The sequence below is a fragment of the Billgrantia desiderata genome, from assembly GCF_900108215.1.
GTDB lineage: Bacteria > Pseudomonadota > Gammaproteobacteria > Pseudomonadales > Halomonadaceae > Halomonas > Halomonas desiderata.
Genome location: NZ_FNVC01000004.1, coordinates 231,034 through 250,107, shown reverse-complemented (window position 1 = coordinate 250,107; position 19,074 = coordinate 231,034). Strand labels below are relative to the sequence as shown.

Genomic DNA, 19,074 nt, shown 5'->3' with positions numbered 1-19,074 from the left:
ACCATCAGACCTCCCAGGGTAAGACGCGCGACCTTCCTCCCATACACCCGCCGCATCTACTGCCGCCCCTTCCGGATAGCTATTGGGCTTCGAGTTTCTTGGCCCTCTCGCCCAGGTGGCGACAGCCTCGTATGCGATTTCTGTTCGTCGGGCCGGGAGTTTGCCTCCAACTTCCTTCAGATTCCGTCTCGCGACGGACACCCTTGCTGTTCGGCTAACGGTTCCCGCTATCAGGGTCCGTAGGGGACTTTCACCCCCAAGTCATTCCGAGGCACCACCCTCGGAAACAGCGCCCGTCGGGCGCTGCGCGCCATGCCTGGCGCACCATGAAAAAGGCGCGGCCCATGCCGCGCCTTCTTTACGTCGCCTATCAGCGGTCGCTCTCATGCGACCGGCTCGGCCGCCTCAATCTTACGCGGCCAGCTTGGCCGCTACCTGGGCAACGCTGCGCCCCTGCAGTCTGGCCAGCTCGAGCTCATGCTCGGTGGGCTGACGCGAACCGTCCGCCCCGGCCAGCGTCGAGGCGCCGTAGGGCGAGCCGCCCTGGACGCTGGAGATGTCGAACTGCGACTCGAGCCCGTAGCCCACCGGCAGGATCAGCATGCCCTGGTGGGCCAGGGTGGTCCAGGACGTGAGGATGGTGGTTTCGTTGCCGCCGCCGGTGCCGGTCGAGGTGAACACGCTGCCCACCTTGCCGCGCAGCGCCCCCTTGGCCCACAGGCCGCCGGTCTGGTCGAGAAAGTTGCGCATCTGCCCGGTCATGTTGCCGAAGCGCGTCGGGGTACCGAAGATCACCGCATCGTAATCGGCCAGCTCCTGGGGCGAGGCTTCCGGCGTGTCGAAGGTCTTGCCTCCTGCCTTGGCAAAGGTTTCAGGGTCCATGGTTTCGGGTACGCGCTTGACGTCGACCTCCACGCCATCGACCTGCCTGGCTCCCTCGGCGACGGCTTGGGCCATGGTGTGGATATGGCCATACATCGAATGGTAGAGCACGAGCACCTTGGTCATCGTTCACCTCCTGTAGAAAAGACGACATCAGCACTGATGACACTCGTCAGCGTAGAAGGCAGGGCGGTGAAGAAAAGCAAAGCTTTTAGCACGTCTGGTTCGATTTCATCGACCGGTGCGCTGCCAGACGCCGGCCAGCACTTTGACTTTTCCGGTCGCCAGGTTGTCGCGCAGGTTGCGCCCCATCAGAGCAAAATCATCGCCGAAGATCAGCGCCGGCCCCGGCAGCGCCCGGGCCGCCTCCTGGCTGCCGCTTTCGCGTTTTGCCCGGGTCTCACGCCAGCTCAGGGCGGCCTCCGTCACGTCCTCGACGGCGAGCGGCTCGAAGCCCGCCAGGGCCAGGGCACGCTCCAGCTGCTCGCGGCAGCGTAGATGGCTGTTGGCTGGGGTGCGCGCCCAGGGGACAGGCAGCGCCAGCGGCTCGGGATTGTCGCCGGCCACCACCTCGTGCAGCAGCACGCGACCGCCGGGCACGAGCAAGCGCCGCCACTCGGCCAGCACCCGCGGCACCTGGGGCAGGTTCATCAGCGCATGCTGGCACCACACCGCCTCGATGCTGCTCGTCGTCAGCGGCACGCTGGCAGCATCGCCACACACGAAGCGAGTGCGCCCGGCCAGGCCGGTCGCCCTGCTCAGCCAGCGTGCCACCTCGACGAAGGCGGCAGTGATATCGATGCCCATCACATCGCAGTCGTACTCGGCGGCCAGCAGACGGCTGGCACCGCCGGTACCGCAGCCGACGTCGAGCACTCGCTCGCCCCCCGTCAGCCTGCCCATCTCCGCCAGCACGCGACTGGCGCTGCGCCCACCGAGATGCAGCTGGTCGATGCCGGCGATGTCGTCGACACTCAGGCTCTCCGGGTCCCGCCCAGCAGCCCGAAAAGCCTCGCGCAGGCGTACCTGCAGGGGGTGGCCTTGGCTTGCGCTGGCCGCATCGTAGTGATCGTCGAGACGGCCACCATGGCCGAGCGAAGCGTTACCCTGGGCAGTTGGCATGGCGGGCTCCTCGCCGTCAAAATGGTTCAGGCAGCTTAGTCGCTGCCCGCCCGCGCCCCCATTGGGCAAAGGTCGGCACGCAGGAGTCGTTTTCAATATCGCACCCGGGCTTTCACCAGCCCGACGCCCGCGCTTGAGATAATGCCCTGTCCGCAGGAAGGTGAGCGAGGACCCACAGCCCCCGGACGAAGCATGTTGTCGGAATGGATCGAACTCAGCCTCGAAGAGACCCGCCCCATCGCATCCAGCGGTCGCCTGCGCGGCGGTAGCTACCGGCTTCACGCCCCGGGCATTCTCGAGCTGACGCCTACCGAATGCCGCGCGACGGCGCGTGCCTGCGTGTTTTCGGTGGGCATCCACGGCAACGAGACGGCGCCCATCGAGCTGCTCGGCAACTGCCTGGCCCGCATCGAAGCCGGCCTGCTGCCACTGGGCGCTCCGGCGCTGATCATCCTGGGCAATCTCGAGGCCATCCGTCGCGCCGAACGCTACGTGAACACCAATCTCAATCGCCTGTTTCGTCGCGACCTGGACGAGACCGGCATGGAGCCGGATCGCGCCCGACAGCTGATGAGCGCCGTGGACGATTTCTACGCCCGTCATTCCGGCCGCGAGCGACTGCACTACGACCTGCACACGGCGATCCGCGACAGCCGCTTCCCACGCTTCGTGGTCGAACCCTTCGCCGCCACCCCGATCCGCCCCGAGCAGTGGCGCTGGCTGGCCGAGGCCGGCATCCAGGCGGTGCTGCACCAGCATCGACACAGTTGGACGTTTTCCCACTATTCCAAGCACTACCATCAGGCCCAGGCCTTCACCCTGGAGCTGGGGCGCGCCCTGCCCTTCGGCCACAACGACCTGACTGCCCTGGCCCCCATGACACGTCTTCTCGAAGCCCTGCTGGAAGGGCGCGAGCCGCGAGGGGCCGACCCGGCGCGTATGGCGTTCTTCCGCGTCGCCCACGAGCTGATGCGGCAATCACAGGACTTCCGCCTGTGCTTCCCCGACGACACGCCGAACTTCACTGAATTCGCTCCCGGCACGCGGCTCGCCGAAGACGCCAGCGCCGGCCCTTTCACCGTCCAGGACGAACCGCTGAGCGTGGTCTTTCCCAACGCGGCGGTGGAGCTCGGTGCCCGCGCCGCCCTGCTGGCCCGCCCCGTCACGCCGCCCGGCTAGCGACAGGGAAAAAGACCCGGAGCACCAGACGTTTCAGCAATATTTTTTGCGATACAACAATAACCAGGAGCCTTTTGATGCTTTTCTTGTCTCACTTCCTCGACCATCGTCGCATGACACGGGCTTTGCCTCCCTCTGCCCAAAGCCCTCAGGCCTGTTAGAATCGCCCCTTTTTCGTGCCTGCCCGATTGAACCGGCCCGTCGCCACAGGCGACCTGTCCCGACCTGGAGCCCGTCCCATGGCCGATACCCCGATTCCGCTCGAAGTGCGCAACATCAAGAAGCGCTTCGGCGATACCGAAGTTCTCAAGGGCCTCTCGCTCGAGGCCCGCAAGGGTGACGTCATCACCCTGATCGGAGCCTCCGGCTCCGGCAAGAGCACCTTCCTGCGCTGCATGAACCTGCTGGAGCAGCCCGACGAGGGCGACCTGATCGTCCATGGCGAGGAGATCCGCTTCAAGCAGACCAAGCACGGTCGCGAGCCGGCCGACTGGAAACAGGTCGTGCGCATGCGCGCCAAGCTGTCGATGGTGTTCCAGAGCTTCAATCTGTGGTCGCACATGACCCTGCTCGAGAACGTCATCGAAGCGCCGATCCACGTGCTCGGCAAGCCGAAAAAGGAGGCCATCGAACACGCCCGCGCCCTGCTCGAGCGGGTCGGCCTCACGGCACGCGCCGACGCCTATCCGGCGCAGATGTCCGGCGGCCAGCAGCAGCGCGGAGCGATTGCCCGGGCACTGGCCATGGACCCCGAGGTGATGCTGTTCGACGAGCCCACCTCGGCGCTCGACCCGGAGCTGGTCGGCGACGTGCTCAAGGTGATGCGCGACCTGGCCGAGGAAGGCCGCACGATGGTGGTGGTGACCCATGAGATGGGCTTCGCCCGCGACGTCTCCAGCCAGGTCATCTACCTGCACCAGGGCCTCGTCGAAGAAGCCGGCCCGCCCCAGGAGGTACTGGTCAATCCCACCTCACCCCGGCTCAAGCAGTTCCTGGCGCCGAAGTATTGAGGGTTCCCGCATGATCGATCTACATGGCTACGGGCCGCGACTGCTGGAGGGTGCCGGCGTCACCCTCCAGCTCGCCGTGCTGTCGCTGATTCTCGCCTTGATCCTGGGGCTGCTCACGGCCAGCGCCAAGATGTCGCGCAACTGGCTGCTGCACAAGGTGGCCACGCTCTACACCACGGTGATTCGTGGCGTGCCCGACCTGGTGCTGATGCTGCTGCTGTTCTTCGGCGGCCAGATGGCGCTCAACGTCGCCACCGATGCCATCTACGACCGGTTCGGGGTGGACTGGTACATCAACCTCAACGCCTTCGCCGCCGGGGTGCTCACCATCGGTTTCATCTTCGGTGCCTACATGGGCGAGACCTTCCGCGGCGCCTTCATGGCCGTGGAGCACGGCCAGATCGAGGCCGGCAAGGCCTACGGCATGAGCCCCTGGCTGGTGTTCCGGCGCATCCGCTTTCCGCAGATGATGCGCCATGCCCTGCCGGGCATCTCCAACAACTGGATGGTATTGCTCAAGACCACCGCGCTGGTTTCGGTGATCGGGCTCTCGGACATGGTACGCGTGGCCGCCGAGGCGTCGCGCGCCACCCACGAGCCGTTCACCTTCCTGATACCCGTGGCCGTGGTCTACCTGCTGATCGCCAGCGTGTCGGAGTGGATGTTCGCCCGGCTGCAGAAGCGCTACAACGTCGGCTTCGGAGGGCACTGAGATGACAGAATTGACCTGGCTCAACGAGCTGCTCGCCGGCAACCGCATCTTCACCCCGCAGACCATCGGCTATTACTGGGACGGGCTGGTGCTCACCACCCAACTGGTATTCCTGTCGCTGGTCGCCGGCCTGGTGCTGGCGATACCGCTGGCCATCGGGCGCAGCTCGGGGCGTCGCTGGATCAGCCTGCCGATCTATGTCTACACCTACGTGTTCCGCGGCACGCCGCTGCTGATCCAGCTCTACATCATCTACTACGGCGTGGTGTTCTTCGACGGCATCCAGCAGACCTTCCTCTGGCCGATCCTGCGCGAGGCCTTCTATCCGGCGCTGATCGCCTTCACCCTCAACACGGCGGCTTACACCACCGAGATATTCCGCGGGGCGATCAAGGCCACACCGCGCGGCGAGATCGAGGCGGCAAGGGCCTACGGCATGTCGCAGGGGCTGATGATGCGGCGCATCGTGCTGCCCAGCGCCTTCCGCCGCGCCCTGCCGGCCTACGGCAACGAGGTGATCTTCATGCTGCATGCCAGCGCCATCGCCAGCGTGGTCACGCTGATGGACATCACCGGCGCGGCACGCTTCGTCTATGCGCGCTTCTATGCGCCGTTCGAGGCCTTCCTGTTCGCGGCGGCAATCTACCTCTGCCTGACCTTCGCCATTCTCTACTTCTTCCGCTACCTGGAGAAAAAGCTGCTGGCTCACCTCAAGCCCCAGAGCGGCAATTGAACAACGTCAAACAGGCGTTGGAAAAAGCTCGCGCCAGGGCTTTCGACCCCGGCGTGGCTGCGCTAAATTCAGGCGCGACGTCACCGAAACGGTGCCGAACGAAAACAAAGGGAAACGAAACATGAAAAAACTGCTGACAGTATCCCTGCTGGGCGTGGCTCTCGCGGCCGGTACCGCCCAGGCCCGCGACTACGATCACGTGCGCTTCGGCGTCGACGTTCCCTACGAGCCGATGGAATACCGCACGCCGGACGGTGAGCTGACCGGCTTCGACATCGACCTGGGCAACGCCCTGTGTGCCGAGATGGGCATCACCTGCGAGTGGATCGAGCAGGAGTGGGACGGCATCATCCCCGGCCTGCTGGCGCGCAACTACGACGCCATCATGTCCTCGATGACCATCAACGACGAGCGCCGCCAGACCCTGCTCTTCTCCGATCCCTACATCACCATTCCGGGTGCCTGGTTCGCCCCGGCCGGCAGCGATGTCGAAGAGATCAACGAAGAGACCCTGGCCGGCAAGAGCATCGGCGTGCAGCGCGGTACCACTTTCGACAGCTACGTCACCGACAACTACGGCCGCGTAGCCAACGTCAGCCGCTACTCCACCGCCGACGACATGGTGCTCGACCTTCAGGCCCAGCGTCTGGACCTCGTCTTCCTGGAGTTCATCGTCGGCCAGGCCACCCTGCTCGACAATCACAGCGGTGAGTTCGAGGTGGTCGGCGAGATGGTCACCGAGCCGGAAGAGTACTTCGGCGAAGGCTTCGGCATCGCCTTCCGTCCGCGTGACGAGGCTCTGGCCCAGCGCTTCAACGAGGCCCTGGCCACGCTGAAGGAAGACGGCACCTACGACGAGATCTACCAGCGCTATTTCGGCGAAGAGTAAATCGGCATCCTGCCCACCCGGCCTGTGGCCGGGTGGGCTTGACAAGCGCACCACCTTTGCGGAAAGTCGAACTGCAAGTCACGCAACGCCTCATCGGACACCGTCCCATGATCGATCGCTTCCCACAAACCATCTCTGAGGTCTACTGCTGTTTCTTCGACAGCTTCTACCTCAGCGAGTGGTTCGACGAATAAGCCCCTTCCCGCGGCCTTCCCGGTCGCATCGGCACGCCCGTGCCATCGACACGTCCTTGCCTGAACGGCAACGCTCGTGTGCCTTGTCGCGCCTGAAGCGCGACGATCCTGCCGACTTCGGCAATTGAAACTCGTGAAAAACAACACCTTCCCAGGAGGAAGTCTCATGCGTGCTCTCAACATGATTCTGGCTGCCACTCTGGCGGCCGGCCTGACCGCCGGTACCGCTCAGGCCCGCGACTATTCCGAAATCCGTCTCGGCGTCGACATTCCCTACGAGCCCTTCATGTACCGTCAGCCGGACGGTGAACTGACCGGCTTCGAGATCGAGCTGGGCAACGCCGTATGCGAGTACCTGGAGGTCACCTGCACCTGGGTGGAGCAGGATTGGGACGGCATCATTCCCGGGCTCATGGCCCGCAACTACGATGCCATCATGTCGTCCATGGCGATCACCGAGGAGCGTGCCGAGCGCGTGCTGTTCTCCGAGCCCTACTACACCACCCCGAGCGCCTGGATCACCACGCGTGACCGCGACATCGACATCGAGGACCGCGACAGCCTCGCGGGGCTGGTGGTCGGTGTACAACGCGCCACACTGCAGGACAACTACGTCAGCGAGCTCTACGGCGACCTGGTGGAGATCCGTCGCTACACCAGCGCCGACGACGTCGTGACCGACATGCGCGCCGGCCGTCTCGACCTCACCTTCATGGACTACCCGGTGGCCGAAAACACCATGGGTATCGACACCTCAGGCAGCCATTTCAAGCGCATCAGCGGCTTCATCAAGGAGCCCGAGCACATCTTCGGCAAGGGCGTGGGCGTGGCCTTCCGTCAGCGCGACGAGGCCTTGGCCGAGCGCTTCAACGAGGCGCTGGCCGCGCTCAAGGAAGACGGCACCTATGATGAGATCATGGAGCGCTACTTCAACTACGACATCAAGCTGTAACCCATAGCGTCATTCTCCGCGAACGCCGGCAGCAGCCGGCGTTCGCCTTCACGAGGAGCCGGAATGCTGACCCTGCTGAAGAATGCCCAGCTGCATGCGCCACGCCACCTGGGGCTGTGCCATCTGCTGATCGCCGACACCCGCATCGCCGCCGTGGTGCCGGCCGACCAGCCCCTGCCCGCTGCCGGCCCCGTCATCGATGAGTTCGACCTCAAGGGTCGCCGGGTCATTCCCGGTCTGGTCGACCCGCTGGTGCACTTCATCGGCGGCGGCGGCGAGGGCGGCTTCGGTACGCGCACCGCCGAGCTGACCCTCGAGGACGCTCTGGCCTCGGGAGTCACCACCCTGATCGGCGCGCTGGGCACCGACGCCCTGACCCGCACGCCGGCCAATCTGCTGGGCAAGGCCCGCGAGCTGGCCGCCGGCGGTCTCACCACCTTCTGCTACACCGGCTCCTATCAGTTGCCTCCGGTAACGCTGACCGGCTCGGTGGGCAGCGACATTCTGTTCATTCCCGAATTCATCGGCGTGGGCGAAGTGGCGATAAGCGATCACCGCGGCTCACAGCCCACCGCCTTCGAGCTGGCGCGCCTGGCCTCCGAAGCCCGTACCGCCGGCATGCTGGCGGGCAAGTCTGGCATCGTCTTCATCCATACCGGCGATGCCCCCAATCATCTGGAGCCGCTACGCGAGGCAGCCCGGGGCAGCGCCATTCCGCTCGCGCAGTTCCTGCCCACCCACATCAACCGCACCCCGGCGCTGTTCGAGGACGGCCTGCGCTTCGCCCGTGAGGGCGGCCGCGTCGACTTCACCACCAGCACCACCGCGGAGCTGCTGGCCGGTGGCGAAGTGCCCGCCGCCGAGGCCGTGGCCCGCGCTCTGGAGGCCCGCGTCGAGCCATCACGCATCACGCTCTCCTCCGATGCCAATGCCTCGCTGCCGCGCTTCGACGCCGAACGCCGCTTCGTCGGGCTCGAACCCGGCCGCCTCGCCAGCCTGTTCGAGGTCGTCGGCGAGTGCATCGAGAAGCACGGCGTCCCGCTGGAACATGCCATCGGCGTCGCCAGCACCCACGCCGCCGATGCCCTCAAGCTCACTGCCAAGGGGCGCCTCGAGCCCGGCCATGACGCCGACCTGCTGGTACTGAGCGATGGTGAATGGGCCATCGACGAGGTATGGGCCTTGGGCCGACAGGTGTATCGACGCGGCTAGGCTGACTCAATGGCCCTTGTGAGGGCCCGGCACGTGGCTTTGCTCCCGCGGCTCCACGAGCCGTTCCGCCACCGGCTGGGCCAGTTCCTGGAGAATACCGCAGTGGCTGGAGTCGGTCTCGCCGTTGCAGCGCGAGCGCAGGGTGACGAGGGCCTGGCGCAGTGCCTGAAGCTGCTCGATACGCGCCTCGACGTGGGCCAGATGCTCGTCGATCAAACCGTTCACCGCGTTGCAGGGCTGACGCGGCCGGTCGTGATAATCGAGCAGGGTACGGATCTCCTCCAGCGTCATGTCCAGCGTGCGGCAGTGACGGATGAAGCGCAGCCGCTCGGCATGGGGCTCCGCATAGAGGCGATAGTTGCCGCTGGAGCGGGCAGGCTCGGGCAGCAGCCCCTCGCGTTCGTAGTAGCGGATGGTTTCCACCGCGCAGCCGGTGCGGGTGGCCAGCTCACCGATTTTCATGTGGGGCCTCGTCAATCGCTTGACCCTGTAGCAACTATAGGGTGTGTCATGAGATTAGCCCATGACATGGAGACTTACCATGACCGAACGCACCTGCTGCTCGAGCTGCACCGCGCCTGCCGCGCCCGCCGCGCCCGCCGCACGGAAGCGCGACCGGCTGCCGCCCGGCACGCAGTCGCTGCGCCTGCATATCGAGGCGATGGACTGCCCCACCGAGGAGGCGCTGCTGCGCCGGGCGCTGGGCGACACGCCGGGCATCGAGCGGCTCGACTTCGATCTGGTCAACCGCGTGCTGACGGTGCACCACCGCAACGCGGTGGAGGAGACGATCGAGCGCCGCATCGCCTCCACCGGCATGAGCGCACGGCGCCACGATCCGGCCCGGCGTACCCCCGCGGCGAGCAGTACGGAGAACTGGTGGAAGCTGGGCGCTGCCGCACTGCTGGCACTGGCCGCCGAAGCCAGCGACTGGCTGGCACTGGCCGAGCCGTGGCTGGCCGCCGCGCTGGCGCTGACGGCCATCGCCCTGGTCGGCCTGCCGACCTGGAAGAAGGGCTTCATCGCCCTGCGCCACCGCACGCTGAACATCAATGCGCTGATGAGCGTGGCGGTGACCGGCGCGCTGCTGATCGGCCAGTGGGCCGAGGCGGCCATGGTGCTGGTGCTGTTCACCCTGGCCGAGCGCATCGAGGCGCGTTCGCTGGGTCGCGCGCGCAACGCCATCCGCGAGCTGCTCTCGCTGGCGCCGGAAAGCGCCAGCGTGCACCAGGCCGATGGCGCCTTTCGCAGCATGCCGGCCAGCGAAGTCGCCATCGGCAGCCTGGTGCGGGTGCGGCCGGGCGAGCGCCTGGCGCTGGACGGCAGCGTGGCCGAGGGCCATCCGGCGCTGGACGAATCGCCCATCACCGGCGAGAGCCTGCCGGTGGACAAGGCACCCGGCGCGGCCGTGTTCGCCGGCAGCGTCAACCAGGGCAGCGAATTCCTCTACCGCACCACCCGGGCGGCAAGCGACACCACCCTGGCACGCATCATCCATACCGTGGAACAGGCCCAGGCCAGTCGCGCGCCCACCCAGCGCTTCATCGACCGCTTCGCCGCCGTCTACACGCCGGCGGTATTCGGCATCGCCCTGCTGGTAGGGCTCACCTGGCCATGGCTGTTCGGCGTCAGCTGGCTGGAGGGCATCTACCGCGCCTTGGTGCTGCTGGTAATCGCCTGCCCCTGCGCGCTGGTGATCTCCACCCCGGTCACCGTGGTAAGCGGGCTGGCCGCCGCCGCCAGGGCGGGCATTCTGATCAAGGGTGGCAACGTGCTCGAACAGGGCCACCGCCTGGTCACCCTCGCCTTCGACAAGACCGGCACCCTGACCCAGGGGTGCCCCTCGCAGCGGACCTGGCATCCCCTCGACAGCACGCTGGACGCGGCCGGCCGCGAGCGCCTGCGCGCCCTGGCGGCGGGGCTCGCCGGGCGCTCGTCGCACCCGGTGTCGGCAGCGCTGGCGCGCGCTGCCGAGGCCAATGGCGTCGACCCACTGGAAGTGAGCGAGGTGCGCGAGCTGCCCGGCCGCGGCGTGGTGGCAAGTCATGCCGGTCGCACGCTGTGGCTCGGCAACCGGCGGCTGATGCAGCAGTTCGCGCCGTTGGACGCGACCCTCGACGCCCACCTGGCCGAGCACGAGGCGCGCGGCGAAACGCTGGTGATCCTGGGGGAAGAATCGCGTCCGCTGGCGCTGTTCGCCGTCGGCGACCCGCTGCGCGAAGAGAGCCGCGAGGCCATCGAGGCGCTGCACCGGCTGGGCGTGACCACGCTGATGCTCAGCGGCGATACCCCGGCCAGCGTGGCCGCGGTGGCGGCCCAGGCCGGCATCGACGAGGCCCACGGCGCCCTGCTGCCGGAGGACAAGCTGGCGATGATCGAGGCGCGTGCTGAGCTGGGGCCGGTAGGCATGGTGGGCGACGGCATCAACGACGCCCCGGCGCTGGCCCGCGCCGACATCGGCTTCGCCATGGGCGCGCTGGGCAGCGATGCCGCCATCGAGACCGCCGACGTGGCGCTGATGGACGACGACCCGCGCCGCCTGGCCGATTTCCTGCGCCTCTCGCGTGGTACGCGCCGGGTGCTAATGCAGAACATCGCCATCGCCCTTGGCCTCAAGGCGGTGTTCATGGCGCTCGCCTTCACCGGCCACGCCACCCTGTGGATGGCGGTGTTCGCCGACATGGGCGCCAGCCTGATCGTGGTGGCCAACGGCCTGCGCCTGCTGCGCCACGGCAGGCGGACGGGCGTTGAAAAGCCGCGGCGCGATCTCGGGCATGATAGGGCCTTCGTGGAAAACAGGGTGCAGTAAGGGCTGCCATGAGGGAGACACCACAACACGCCGAGGTGCTGGTCGTCGGCGCCGGTATCGTCGGCCTGGCCTGCGCCTGGCATCTGCAGCAAAGGGGCTTCGAGGTCACGCTGATGGACCCCGAGCCGCCGGGCTCTGCCGCCTCCTCGGGTAACGCCGGCGTGCTGGCCAACTACGCCATCGAGCCCTTGGCCCAGCCCGCCATCTGGCGGCTGGCGCCGGGGCTGCTGCTGTCGCCGCACTCGCCCTTCCACCTGCGCTGGCAGCACCTGCCCGGGCTCGCTCCGTGGCTGTGGCGCTTCATGCGGCGCGCCAATCGTCGCAGTGCCGCCCAGGCGACCCAGACTCTGAGCGAATTGCTGTCACCGGCGGTCGACGACTGGCGCCACATCCTCGATGACCTGGAAGAGAGCGGCAGCCTCGTGCAGCAGCGTGGCAGCCTGTGCTTCTATCTCAGCGCCAGGGGCTGGCGCGAGGCCCAGGCCGAGCTCGCCGAGCGCGAGCGCTTCGGCGTCAATCAGCAACGCCTCGACGCCAAGGCACTGGCGGAGCTGGAACCGGCCCTCGAAGGCCTGGCCCGGGGCGGCATCCTGTTTCCCGAGGCCTGCCACGTCAGCGACCCGCTGACCCTGGCCCGGCGGCTGGCCGAGCGCGTGCAAGGCCGCGGCGCCGCGCTGGTGCCTGCCAGGGTCCAGGGGCTTGCCCGCAACAAGGGCGGCGTGCGTATCGCTACCGACCAGGGGTCCTGGCAGGCCGAAAAGGTGGTGATCGCCGCGGGCGCCTGGTCGCGACCGCTGGCGCTGGCCTGCGGCGACCGCATTCCGCTGATCTCCGAGCGCGGCTATCATCTGGAGTTTCCCGCCGCCAGCGAGCTGGTCAGCCGCCCCTGCAGCCCCGGGGAGTACGCCTTCTACTTCACGCCGATGCAGGGTCGCCTGCGCATCGCCGGCACCGTGGAACTGGGCCACAATGACGATCCGATCAACCCCCGGCGGCTCGACTACATTCGCCGTCACGCCGAGCGCCTGTTCGGCCCGCTCGGCGAGCCGAGCCACACCTGGCTGGGCCTGCGCCCTTCGCTGCCCGACTCGCTGCCGGTGATCGGCTCTGCATCGGCCCTGCCCGGCGTGAGCTATGCCTTCGGCCACGGGCACCTGGGGTTGACCCTGGCCGCCACCACCGGACGCCTGCTGGCCGAGAGCCTGGCGGGCGAAGCGCCCGGCTGGTTGGCCGCCTGCGGCGCCGGTCGTTTCCGCTGAATCGGGGCCTCGAGCTCAAGCGCGTGCCGCTATCGCACGCCGCAGGAAATTGAGAATCCAGCGCGCCATCAGGGTGTCGTCGACCGGGGCGGCCAATGACGTTTCTCCCTCGCTCACCCGCTCGTCGCCCACCAGTTCCCGACGCAGCGCCATCAGGTCGCGGGAGTAGGCCTTGGTAAACTCGGGGTGACCCTGCACGCCGAGGAAATGCTCGCCGATCTGCATCAGGTAGTGGGGGCAGAAGTCGCTGCCGCCCACGATGGTGGCCTCGGGGGGCAGGACCTCGACCTGGTCCTGGTGGCTGACCAGCAGATCGATGCCCGGCTGCCACGGCTCCATCCATGCCGCCCGTGCCGTGACACGGTTGAACGACATGCCCACGCCCCAACCGCGCTCGCTCTTGACCACCTCGCCGCCCAGCGCCTTGGCCATCAGCTGATGACCGAAGCAGATGCCCACCAGCGGCTTGCCGGCCCGCCACAGCTCGCGCACGAAGTCGCACAGCTGGTCGACCCAGGCCAGCCCGTCGTTGACGCCATGCTTGGAACCGGTGGTCATCCAGGCATCGACGGCGTCGATGTCGTCGGGGATCTCGCCGTCCAGGCAGCGCCAGACGCGAAATTCGAGCGTCGGGTCGACCTGTTGGAACAGGGCCGCGAACATCTCCGGATAGTTGCCGTGGGCCTCGCGCAGCTCCGGCGCCACGTCATCGCACTGCAGTAGCCCGATACGCATCGATCACTCTCCTGTCATGTCACCGTCCCTGGCGTCCCGGCCTGCGGCCGCGCACTGCCAGACGAATCTCCTGGCTTCACCCGCAGGCGTTCAGGACGCAGCCTACAGGCGACCCTCCACGGCGGCAACGAAGATACCGCAATACTCGTCGGCGTCGAAGGCGACCGGGTTGGTACCCGACGAGGGGTCCGCCACCGCCATGCGCCCGACCTTGTCGGCCTGACGGGTGTCGATGCCGAGCTCCGCCAGGGTGTGCGGAATGCCGAGCCGCTCGCGCAGGCCGAGCACCCACTCGATCACCGCCGCCGTACCCGGCTGATCCAGGTTGAGATAGCGCCCCAGGCGCACCATGGGCTCGCCGATGGCACGTTCGTTGGCGCGCAGCACGTAGGGCATCAGCACCGCGTTCAAGGTGCCATGGTGAGCGTCGTAGAGCGCGCCGAGCGGGTGCGCCAGGGCGTGCATGGCGCCCAGGCCGCGCTGGAAGGCGGTGGCGCCCATGCTCGAGGCGACCAGCATGTTCATGCGCGCTTCGAGGTCCGCGCCGTCGCTGTAGGCACGCTGCAGGTAGAGGTCGATACGACGCATGCCCTCCACCGCGATACCCTCGGCCATGGGGTGGTAGAGCGGCGAGCACCACGCCTCCATGCAGTGCGACAGCGCATCCATGCCGGTGGCGGCGGTGACCGCCGGCGGCAGCCCCACAGTGAGCTCGGGGTCGAGGATCACCGTGGCCGGCACCATGCCGGGGTGAAAGATGATGCGCTTGACGTGCTCCGCCTCGTCGGTGATCACCGAGGCGCGCCCCACCTCGGAGCCGGTGCCGGCGGTGGTGGGCACGGCGACGATGGGAGCTATGGCCCGGGCGTCGGCGTTCTTCCAGTTGTCGCCGATGTCTTCCAGCGACCACAGCGACAGCCCCTCGCGCTGATTGGCCATCAGCGCCACCGCCTTGGCGGCATCGAGCCCCGAGCCGCCGCCGAAGGCGATCACGCCGTCGTGGCTGCCGCCGCGGAAGGCGGCGATGCCGTCGAGCACGTTGCGCCCGGTGGGGTTGCCCTTGATCTGACTGAATACGGCGGTGCGCAGGCCGGCATCCTGGCACGCCTGCACACAGGCCTGCACCATCGGCAGCGCCGCCAGGCCGGGGTCGGTGACCAGCAGCGGCGCACCCATGCCCAGTGCCTTGCACGCCGCGGGCAGGTCGCGAATGCGCCCGGCCCCCGTGAGGATGTTCGAGGGGTAGTTCCAGCCCATGGTGTAGTGATCGATATCGTGGCTCATGGCGTTCTCCTGGGCCGGCTCAGGCGTGTTTGAGGTGGAACGACTTGGGTCGGGTCAGCGTCTCGTAGCCGACGCGAGACAGCGAACAGCCGCGCCCCGACTGCTTGACGCCGGTCCAGGCCAGCTCCGGGTCGAGGTAGTCGCAGCGATTGGTGAACACGGTGCCGGCCTCCAGGCGACGGGCGATGGCCTCGCCTGCCGCCAGGTCGCGGGTATAGACCGCCGCAGTGAGGCCGAAGTCGCTGTCGTTCATCAGCCGCACCGCCGCGTCGTCATCCGCCACCGGCATGATGCCGACCACCGGGCCGAAGCTCTCCTCGTGCATCACCCTCATCGAGTGATCGACCTCGGTCAGCACCTGTGGCGCCAGATAGGCGCTGCCCGGTCGCGACAACGGATAGTCGCCGGGGTCGATCCAGGCCCTGGCGCCGGCAGCCACCGCTTCCTCGATCTGGCCGCGCACGAAGTCCGCCGCCGACGGGCGCACCAGCGGCCCCAGGGTGGTCGCGGGATCGGTGGGGTTGCCGAGCTTGAGCTGGCGCACCCAGGCCACCGCACGCTCGACGAAGTCGTCGAAGATCGACTCATGCACATAGATGCGCTCGATGCCGCAGCAGCTCTGGCCCGAGTTGAAGAAGGCGCCATCCATCACCCCGGGCACCGCCTCGTCCAGATTGACGTCGGCGCGGATGTAGGCCGGGTCCTTGCCGCCCAGCTCCAGGCCGGTGGCGATGAAGCGCCCGGCGGCGTTGCGCTCGACCATCGCCCCGCCGGCCACCGAGCCGGTGAAGGAGACGTGGGCGATGCGGGCATCGCGAATCACGGCTTCCGCGGCGTCATGGGCGAGGTGCAGGTGCTGGAACACGCCCGTCGGCAGCCCCGCCTCGTCGAAGGCCTGCTGGATGCGCTCGGCGCACAGCGGGGTCTGGGCGGAATGCTTGAGGATCACCGCATTGCCGGCCATGATCGCCGGCACCACGGCGTTCACCGCGGTCATGAAGGGGAAGTTCCAGGGCGCGACGATGAACGACACCCCCAGCGGCTCGCGGGTGATGTAGCGGGTGAAACCCGGCCTGTCGGCCAGACGGATCGGCGCCAGGGCCGCCTCGGCCATGGCGATCATGGTGCGCGCGCGATCCTCGAAGCCACCGATCTCGCCGCCGGCCACGGCAATCGGCCGACCCATCTGCCAAGTCAGTTCCAGCGCCAACTCGTCGCGCCGGGCGACGAAGGCATCGACCATCCTCGAACACAGCCGCGCGCGTTCGGCCAGGCTCGTCTCGCGCCACTTGCGCTGCGCCGCCACCGCCCTTTCCAGCGCCGCCTCGACCCGCGCTGGGTCGGCCAGCTCCCGCTCGACGTAGACCGAACCGTCGACCGGAGAAATCGTCTTCTGTATGGCCACTTGGCGTTCTCCTGCTAATTCAATGCCTCAAAAGAAACAAGGTGAGACCAACCTTTCGGGGCCGAGCGAACGGCGTCAGAACAAGGCGGAGCAACGAGAAATCGCGGAGTTGGCTGTAGCCAATGAGCAGATTTCGAGGCGCTCCAACGCAGTGCTGGCGTCGTGCAGCCGGCCCAACCTCATATGATTTCGAAATAGCGATCTAACTCCCAATCGGTGATGTGCCTGCGGAACTGGCGCTCCTCCCATTCACGCGTGGCCGCGAAGTGCTCGACGAAGGCGTCGCCGAACAGGCTGCGCGCCGCGTCGGAAGCTTTCAAGCGCTGGGCGGCCTCCCATAGCGTGCGTGCCAGTGCCTGGTGCTCGGGGTGAGCCAGCTCGTAGGAGTTGCCGGTCACCATCTCGTCGGGCTCGAGGCGGTGCTCGATACCGTACAGACCCGAGCCGATCGCTGCGGCCAGCGCCAGGTAGGGGTTGGCGTCGGCGCTGCCCAGGCGGTACTCGACCCGCTGGGACTTGGCGCTGCCGGGAATCACCCGCAGCGCGGTGGTACGGTTCTCCACCCCCCAGGTGGCGTCGGTGGGCGCCCAGAAGCCGGGAATCAGGCGGGTGTAGCTGTTCACCGTGGGGGCGAACATGGCCAGGAATTCCGGCATCAGCTGCTGCTGGCCGGCGACGAAGTGGCGCTGGATGTCGCTCATGCCATGGGGTTGGTCGGCATCGAAGAAGGCCGATTCGCCGCTGTCGGCACGATTCAGCGAGAGGTGGATATGACCGCTCTGGCCGGGGTAGTCCGGCGACCACTTGGCCATGAAGGTGGCCATCAGCCCGAGGCGCTGCGCCCACACCTTGGTGAAGGTCTTGAACAGCGCGCCCTTGTCGCCGGCGGCCAGCGCCTCGTCGACGCGGATCGCCGCCTCCAGCACGCCGGGGCCGGTCTCGGTGTGCAGCCCCTCGATGGGAAAGTCCATCGCCTCGGCCATGCCCAGCAGCTCGTGGTAGAGCTCGCCGTGCACCGAGCTTCGCAGCATCGAATAGCCCATCATGTCCGGCGTGAAGGGCTTGAGGTTGCGAAAGCCCTTCTCGCGTACCGACTCGGGAGTTTCCTGGAACAGGAAGAACTCGTACTCCAGCGCCCCGCAGGCGGTGAAGCCCATGGCCTCGGCCTTGGCCAGCACGCGGCGCAGCAGCCCGCGCGGGCAGATCTCCCCGGCCGGGCCGGTGAACTCGGCCAGGAACAGCAGCATGTCGCCCTCGCAGGGCAGCTCGCGGCAGCTCTCAGGGATCAGCCGCAGCGCAGCATCCGGATAGCCGGTATGCCAGCCGGTGTACGTCACGTTGTCGTAGAGTTCGTCCTTGCTGTCCCAGCCCAGCACCACGTCGCAGAATGCGAAGCCCTCGCTCAGGGCATGGAAGAACTTGTCGCGGCGCATGTACTTGCCGACCATCACGCCGTCGATGTCGAACATGCCCACCTTGACGTGGCTCAGCCCGCGCTGCTCGACGATACGCCGGGCGTCGTCGGCGTTTCTTACGTCTCTTGCCTGGAGTCGGCTCATCTTGGCTTCCTCGACCCGCTTGTCATTGTCGTTCGTTGCTCCAAGGCGGGGCGGGCACCAGGGCGCCCGCCCCTTACCCTCAACCATAGCGGTAAGGCGGGCCCGCCTGCTGCATGGTCTGACGATAGTCCTTGAGGATCTGCACCACCCGGGCGCTGCGCTCGCTCTCGGCGGCGATCTCGTCCCAGAAGGCCAGCGCCTCGTCCTCCAGTTGCTGCCACTCCGACTCCGGTATCGAGGTCAGCTCCAGCTTGCCGCCGGTGGTGCGGTAGTGGGCCTCGCCCCACCAGTACCAGTGCTGGCGGTAGTAGTGGGAGCTGTCCATGCACAGCTTGAACAGCACCTGCAGATGCTCGGGCACCTCGTTCCAGCGGTCGGTGTTGGCGAAGTAGGAGCCGGCCCAGGCGCCGGAGATGTTGTTGGTCAGGTAGTAGTTGCTGACGTCGGCCCAGCCCACGGTGTAGGCCTCGGTGATGCCAGCCCAGGCGATGCCGTCGAGTTCGCGGGTCTGCATGGCGACCTCGATGTCCTCCCACGGCAGGGTCACCGGCACCACGCCGAAGCGGCTGAGGAAGCGCCCCGCGGTGGGGAAGGTGAACACGCGCTTGCCACGCAGGTCCTCGAGGCTTCTGATCGGGTCGCGGGTGACGAAGTTACACGGGTCCCAGGCACCGGAGCCCAGCCAGGTGACGCCATCGATCTCGCCGTAGGCCTCCTCCCAGATCTCCTTGAGCCCGTAGTGGTGGAACAGCGCCGGCACGTCCAGGCTGTAGCGCGAGGCGAAGGGGAAGTAGCCGCCGAACACCGAGACGTCCACCGGGGCGTTGATGGAGTCGTCGTCGCTCTGCACGGCGTCGATGGTGCCGCGCTGCATGGCGCGGAACAGCTCGCCGGTGGGTACCAGCTGGTCGGCGTAGTAGAGCTCGATCTCCATCTCGCCGTTGGCGGCCTTGTTGAAGGCGTCGATGGAGGGCTTGATGACGTGGGCGGCCAGCGCCGGCCCGGCGTAGGTCTGCAGGCGCCAGCGGATCGGTCGGCGCTGGGCATGCACGTAGGGCGCCGCAAGGGTCGTGGCCCCCACGGTGGCGGCGGTGGCCAGGCCCGCCTTCTTGAGGAAATCGCGACGGTTGGTCATCTC

The 19,074-nt window shown here is 67.4% G+C and carries 17 protein-coding genes; 9 read left to right on the top strand and 8 right to left on the bottom strand.

Going from position 1 to position 19,074, the window contains the following annotated elements:
- Positions 1-411: 411 nt before the first annotated feature.
- Positions 412-1,008 (bottom strand): NAD(P)H:quinone oxidoreductase, encoded by a 597-nt coding sequence (wrbA, locus tag C4S71_RS06435; RefSeq protein WP_086508351.1) that lies wholly within the window; start codon positions 1,006-1,008, stop codon positions 412-414.
- 105 nt (positions 1,009-1,113) lie between these two features.
- Complete coding sequence (locus C4S71_RS06430; RefSeq protein ID WP_103968589.1) at positions 1,114-2,004, bottom strand: class I SAM-dependent methyltransferase; 891 nt, start codon at positions 2,002-2,004, stop codon at positions 1,114-1,116.
- A 192-nt stretch (positions 2,005-2,196) separates the two neighbouring features.
- Between C4S71_RS06430 and C4S71_RS06425 the strand changes: the two genes are divergently transcribed.
- From C4S71_RS06425 to iadA, 7 genes are all read left to right on the top strand, one after another.
- On the top strand, positions 2,197-3,183 hold the full coding sequence (locus C4S71_RS06425; RefSeq protein ID WP_086508349.1) for a succinylglutamate desuccinylase: 987 nt from the start codon (positions 2,197-2,199) through the stop codon (positions 3,181-3,183).
- A gap of 239 nt (positions 3,184-3,422) precedes the next feature.
- On the top strand, positions 3,423-4,193 hold the full coding sequence (locus tag C4S71_RS06420; protein WP_103968588.1) for an ABC transporter ATP-binding protein: 771 nt from the start codon (positions 3,423-3,425) through the stop codon (positions 4,191-4,193).
- 10 nt (positions 4,194-4,203) lie between these two features.
- Positions 4,204-4,905, top strand: coding sequence for an ABC transporter permease (locus tag C4S71_RS06415; RefSeq protein WP_086508347.1), 702 nt, complete (start codon positions 4,204-4,206; stop codon positions 4,903-4,905).
- Position 4,906: 1 nt separating this feature from the next.
- A complete protein-coding gene (locus tag C4S71_RS06410) occupies positions 4,907-5,638 on the top strand; it encodes an ABC transporter permease (protein ID WP_086508346.1) in 732 nt (243 codons plus the stop codon).
- 121 nt (positions 5,639-5,759) lie between these two features.
- Entirely contained in the window at positions 5,760-6,527 is a 768-nt protein-coding gene (locus tag C4S71_RS06405) for a transporter substrate-binding domain-containing protein (protein WP_086508345.1), read from the top strand.
- 360 nt (positions 6,528-6,887) lie between these two features.
- Entirely contained in the window at positions 6,888-7,673 is a 786-nt protein-coding gene (locus C4S71_RS06400; RefSeq protein ID WP_086508344.1) for a transporter substrate-binding domain-containing protein, read from the top strand.
- A gap of 63 nt (positions 7,674-7,736) precedes the next feature.
- On the top strand, positions 7,737-8,885 hold the full coding sequence (iadA, locus tag C4S71_RS06395) for a beta-aspartyl-peptidase (protein ID WP_103968587.1): 1,149 nt from the start codon (positions 7,737-7,739) through the stop codon (positions 8,883-8,885).
- Positions 8,886-8,891: 6 nt separating this feature from the next.
- Here the strand turns inward: iadA and cadR are convergent, their stop codons facing one another.
- Positions 8,892-9,347 carry a Cd(II)/Pb(II)-responsive transcriptional regulator gene (gene cadR / locus C4S71_RS06390; protein WP_086508342.1) on the bottom strand — a complete coding sequence of 152 codons (456 nt, stop codon included), beginning with the start codon at positions 9,345-9,347 and terminating at the stop codon, positions 8,892-8,894.
- 79 nt (positions 9,348-9,426) lie between these two features.
- Here cadR and C4S71_RS06385 point away from each other — a divergent pair, with 79 nt between their 5' ends.
- Together C4S71_RS06385 and C4S71_RS06380 are read left to right on the top strand one after the other, a co-directional pair.
- A complete protein-coding gene (locus C4S71_RS06385; RefSeq protein WP_086508341.1) occupies positions 9,427-11,694 on the top strand; it encodes a heavy metal translocating P-type ATPase in 2,268 nt (755 codons plus the stop codon).
- An 8-nt stretch (positions 11,695-11,702) separates the two neighbouring features.
- The gene (locus C4S71_RS06380; protein WP_086508340.1) at positions 11,703-12,953 is read left to right on the top strand and encodes an NAD(P)/FAD-dependent oxidoreductase; all 1,251 of its coding nucleotides are present in this window, start codon (positions 11,703-11,705) and stop codon (positions 12,951-12,953) included.
- Between the two features lie 15 nt (positions 12,954-12,968).
- Here C4S71_RS06380 and C4S71_RS06375 read toward each other — a convergent pair whose 3' ends face one another.
- The 5 genes from C4S71_RS06375 to C4S71_RS06355 form a co-directional block, all read right to left on the bottom strand.
- Positions 12,969-13,688, bottom strand: coding sequence for a glutamine amidotransferase-related protein (locus C4S71_RS06375; RefSeq protein WP_086508339.1), 720 nt, complete (start codon positions 13,686-13,688; stop codon positions 12,969-12,971).
- Between the two features lie 102 nt (positions 13,689-13,790).
- Positions 13,791-14,972 (bottom strand): iron-containing alcohol dehydrogenase, encoded by a 1,182-nt coding sequence (locus tag C4S71_RS06370; RefSeq protein WP_200825243.1) that lies wholly within the window; start codon positions 14,970-14,972, stop codon positions 13,791-13,793.
- 19 nt (positions 14,973-14,991) lie between these two features.
- The gene (locus C4S71_RS06365; protein ID WP_103968586.1) at positions 14,992-16,377 is read right to left on the bottom strand and encodes an aldehyde dehydrogenase family protein; all 1,386 of its coding nucleotides are present in this window, start codon (positions 16,375-16,377) and stop codon (positions 14,992-14,994) included.
- Between the two features lie 179 nt (positions 16,378-16,556).
- Positions 16,557-17,936 carry a glutamine synthetase family protein gene (locus C4S71_RS06360; protein ID WP_103968585.1) on the bottom strand — a complete coding sequence of 460 codons (1,380 nt, stop codon included), beginning with the start codon at positions 17,934-17,936 and terminating at the stop codon, positions 16,557-16,559.
- 79 nt (positions 17,937-18,015) lie between these two features.
- Complete coding sequence (locus tag C4S71_RS06355) at positions 18,016-19,071, bottom strand: TRAP transporter substrate-binding protein (protein ID WP_103968584.1); 1,056 nt, start codon at positions 19,069-19,071, stop codon at positions 18,016-18,018.
- Positions 19,072-19,074: the final 3 nt, after the last annotated feature.

Excerpts from the sequence above, each read along its gene's own strand:
- C4S71_RS06425 (WP_086508349.1), top strand. The coding sequence starts at position 2,197 with ATGTTGTCGGAATGGATCGAACTCAGCCTCGAAGAGACCCGCCCCATC.
- C4S71_RS06385 (WP_086508341.1), top strand. The coding sequence starts at position 9,427 with ATGACCGAACGCACCTGCTGCTCGAGCTGCACCGCGCCTGCCGCGCCC.
- iadA (WP_103968587.1), top strand. The coding sequence starts at position 7,737 with ATGCTGACCCTGCTGAAGAATGCCCAGCTGCATGCGCCACGCCACCTG.
- cadR (WP_086508342.1), bottom strand. The coding sequence starts at position 9,347 with ATGAAAATCGGTGAGCTGGCCACCCGCACCGGCTGCGCGGTGGAAACC.
- C4S71_RS06380 (WP_086508340.1), top strand. The coding sequence starts at position 11,703 with ATGAGGGAGACACCACAACACGCCGAGGTGCTGGTCGTCGGCGCCGGT.
- C4S71_RS06405 (WP_086508345.1), top strand. The coding sequence starts at position 5,760 with ATGAAAAAACTGCTGACAGTATCCCTGCTGGGCGTGGCTCTCGCGGCC.
- C4S71_RS06370 (WP_200825243.1), bottom strand. The coding sequence starts at position 14,972 with ATGAGCCACGATATCGATCACTACACCATGGGCTGGAACTACCCCTCG.
- wrbA (WP_086508351.1), bottom strand. The coding sequence starts at position 1,008 with ATGACCAAGGTGCTCGTGCTCTACCATTCGATGTATGGCCATATCCAC.
- C4S71_RS06415 (WP_086508347.1), top strand. The coding sequence starts at position 4,204 with ATGATCGATCTACATGGCTACGGGCCGCGACTGCTGGAGGGTGCCGGC.
- C4S71_RS06375 (WP_086508339.1), bottom strand. The coding sequence starts at position 13,688 with ATGCGTATCGGGCTACTGCAGTGCGATGACGTGGCGCCGGAGCTGCGC.
- C4S71_RS06430 (WP_103968589.1), bottom strand. The coding sequence starts at position 2,004 with ATGCCAACTGCCCAGGGTAACGCTTCGCTCGGCCATGGTGGCCGTCTC.
- C4S71_RS06400 (WP_086508344.1), top strand. The coding sequence starts at position 6,888 with ATGCGTGCTCTCAACATGATTCTGGCTGCCACTCTGGCGGCCGGCCTG.
- C4S71_RS06410 (WP_086508346.1), top strand. The coding sequence starts at position 4,907 with ATGACAGAATTGACCTGGCTCAACGAGCTGCTCGCCGGCAACCGCATC.
- C4S71_RS06360 (WP_103968585.1), bottom strand. The coding sequence starts at position 17,936 with ATGAGCCGACTCCAGGCAAGAGACGTAAGAAACGCCGACGACGCCCGG.
- C4S71_RS06420 (WP_103968588.1), top strand. The coding sequence starts at position 3,423 with ATGGCCGATACCCCGATTCCGCTCGAAGTGCGCAACATCAAGAAGCGC.
- C4S71_RS06355 (WP_103968584.1), bottom strand. The coding sequence starts at position 19,071 with ATGACCAACCGTCGCGATTTCCTCAAGAAGGCGGGCCTGGCCACCGCC.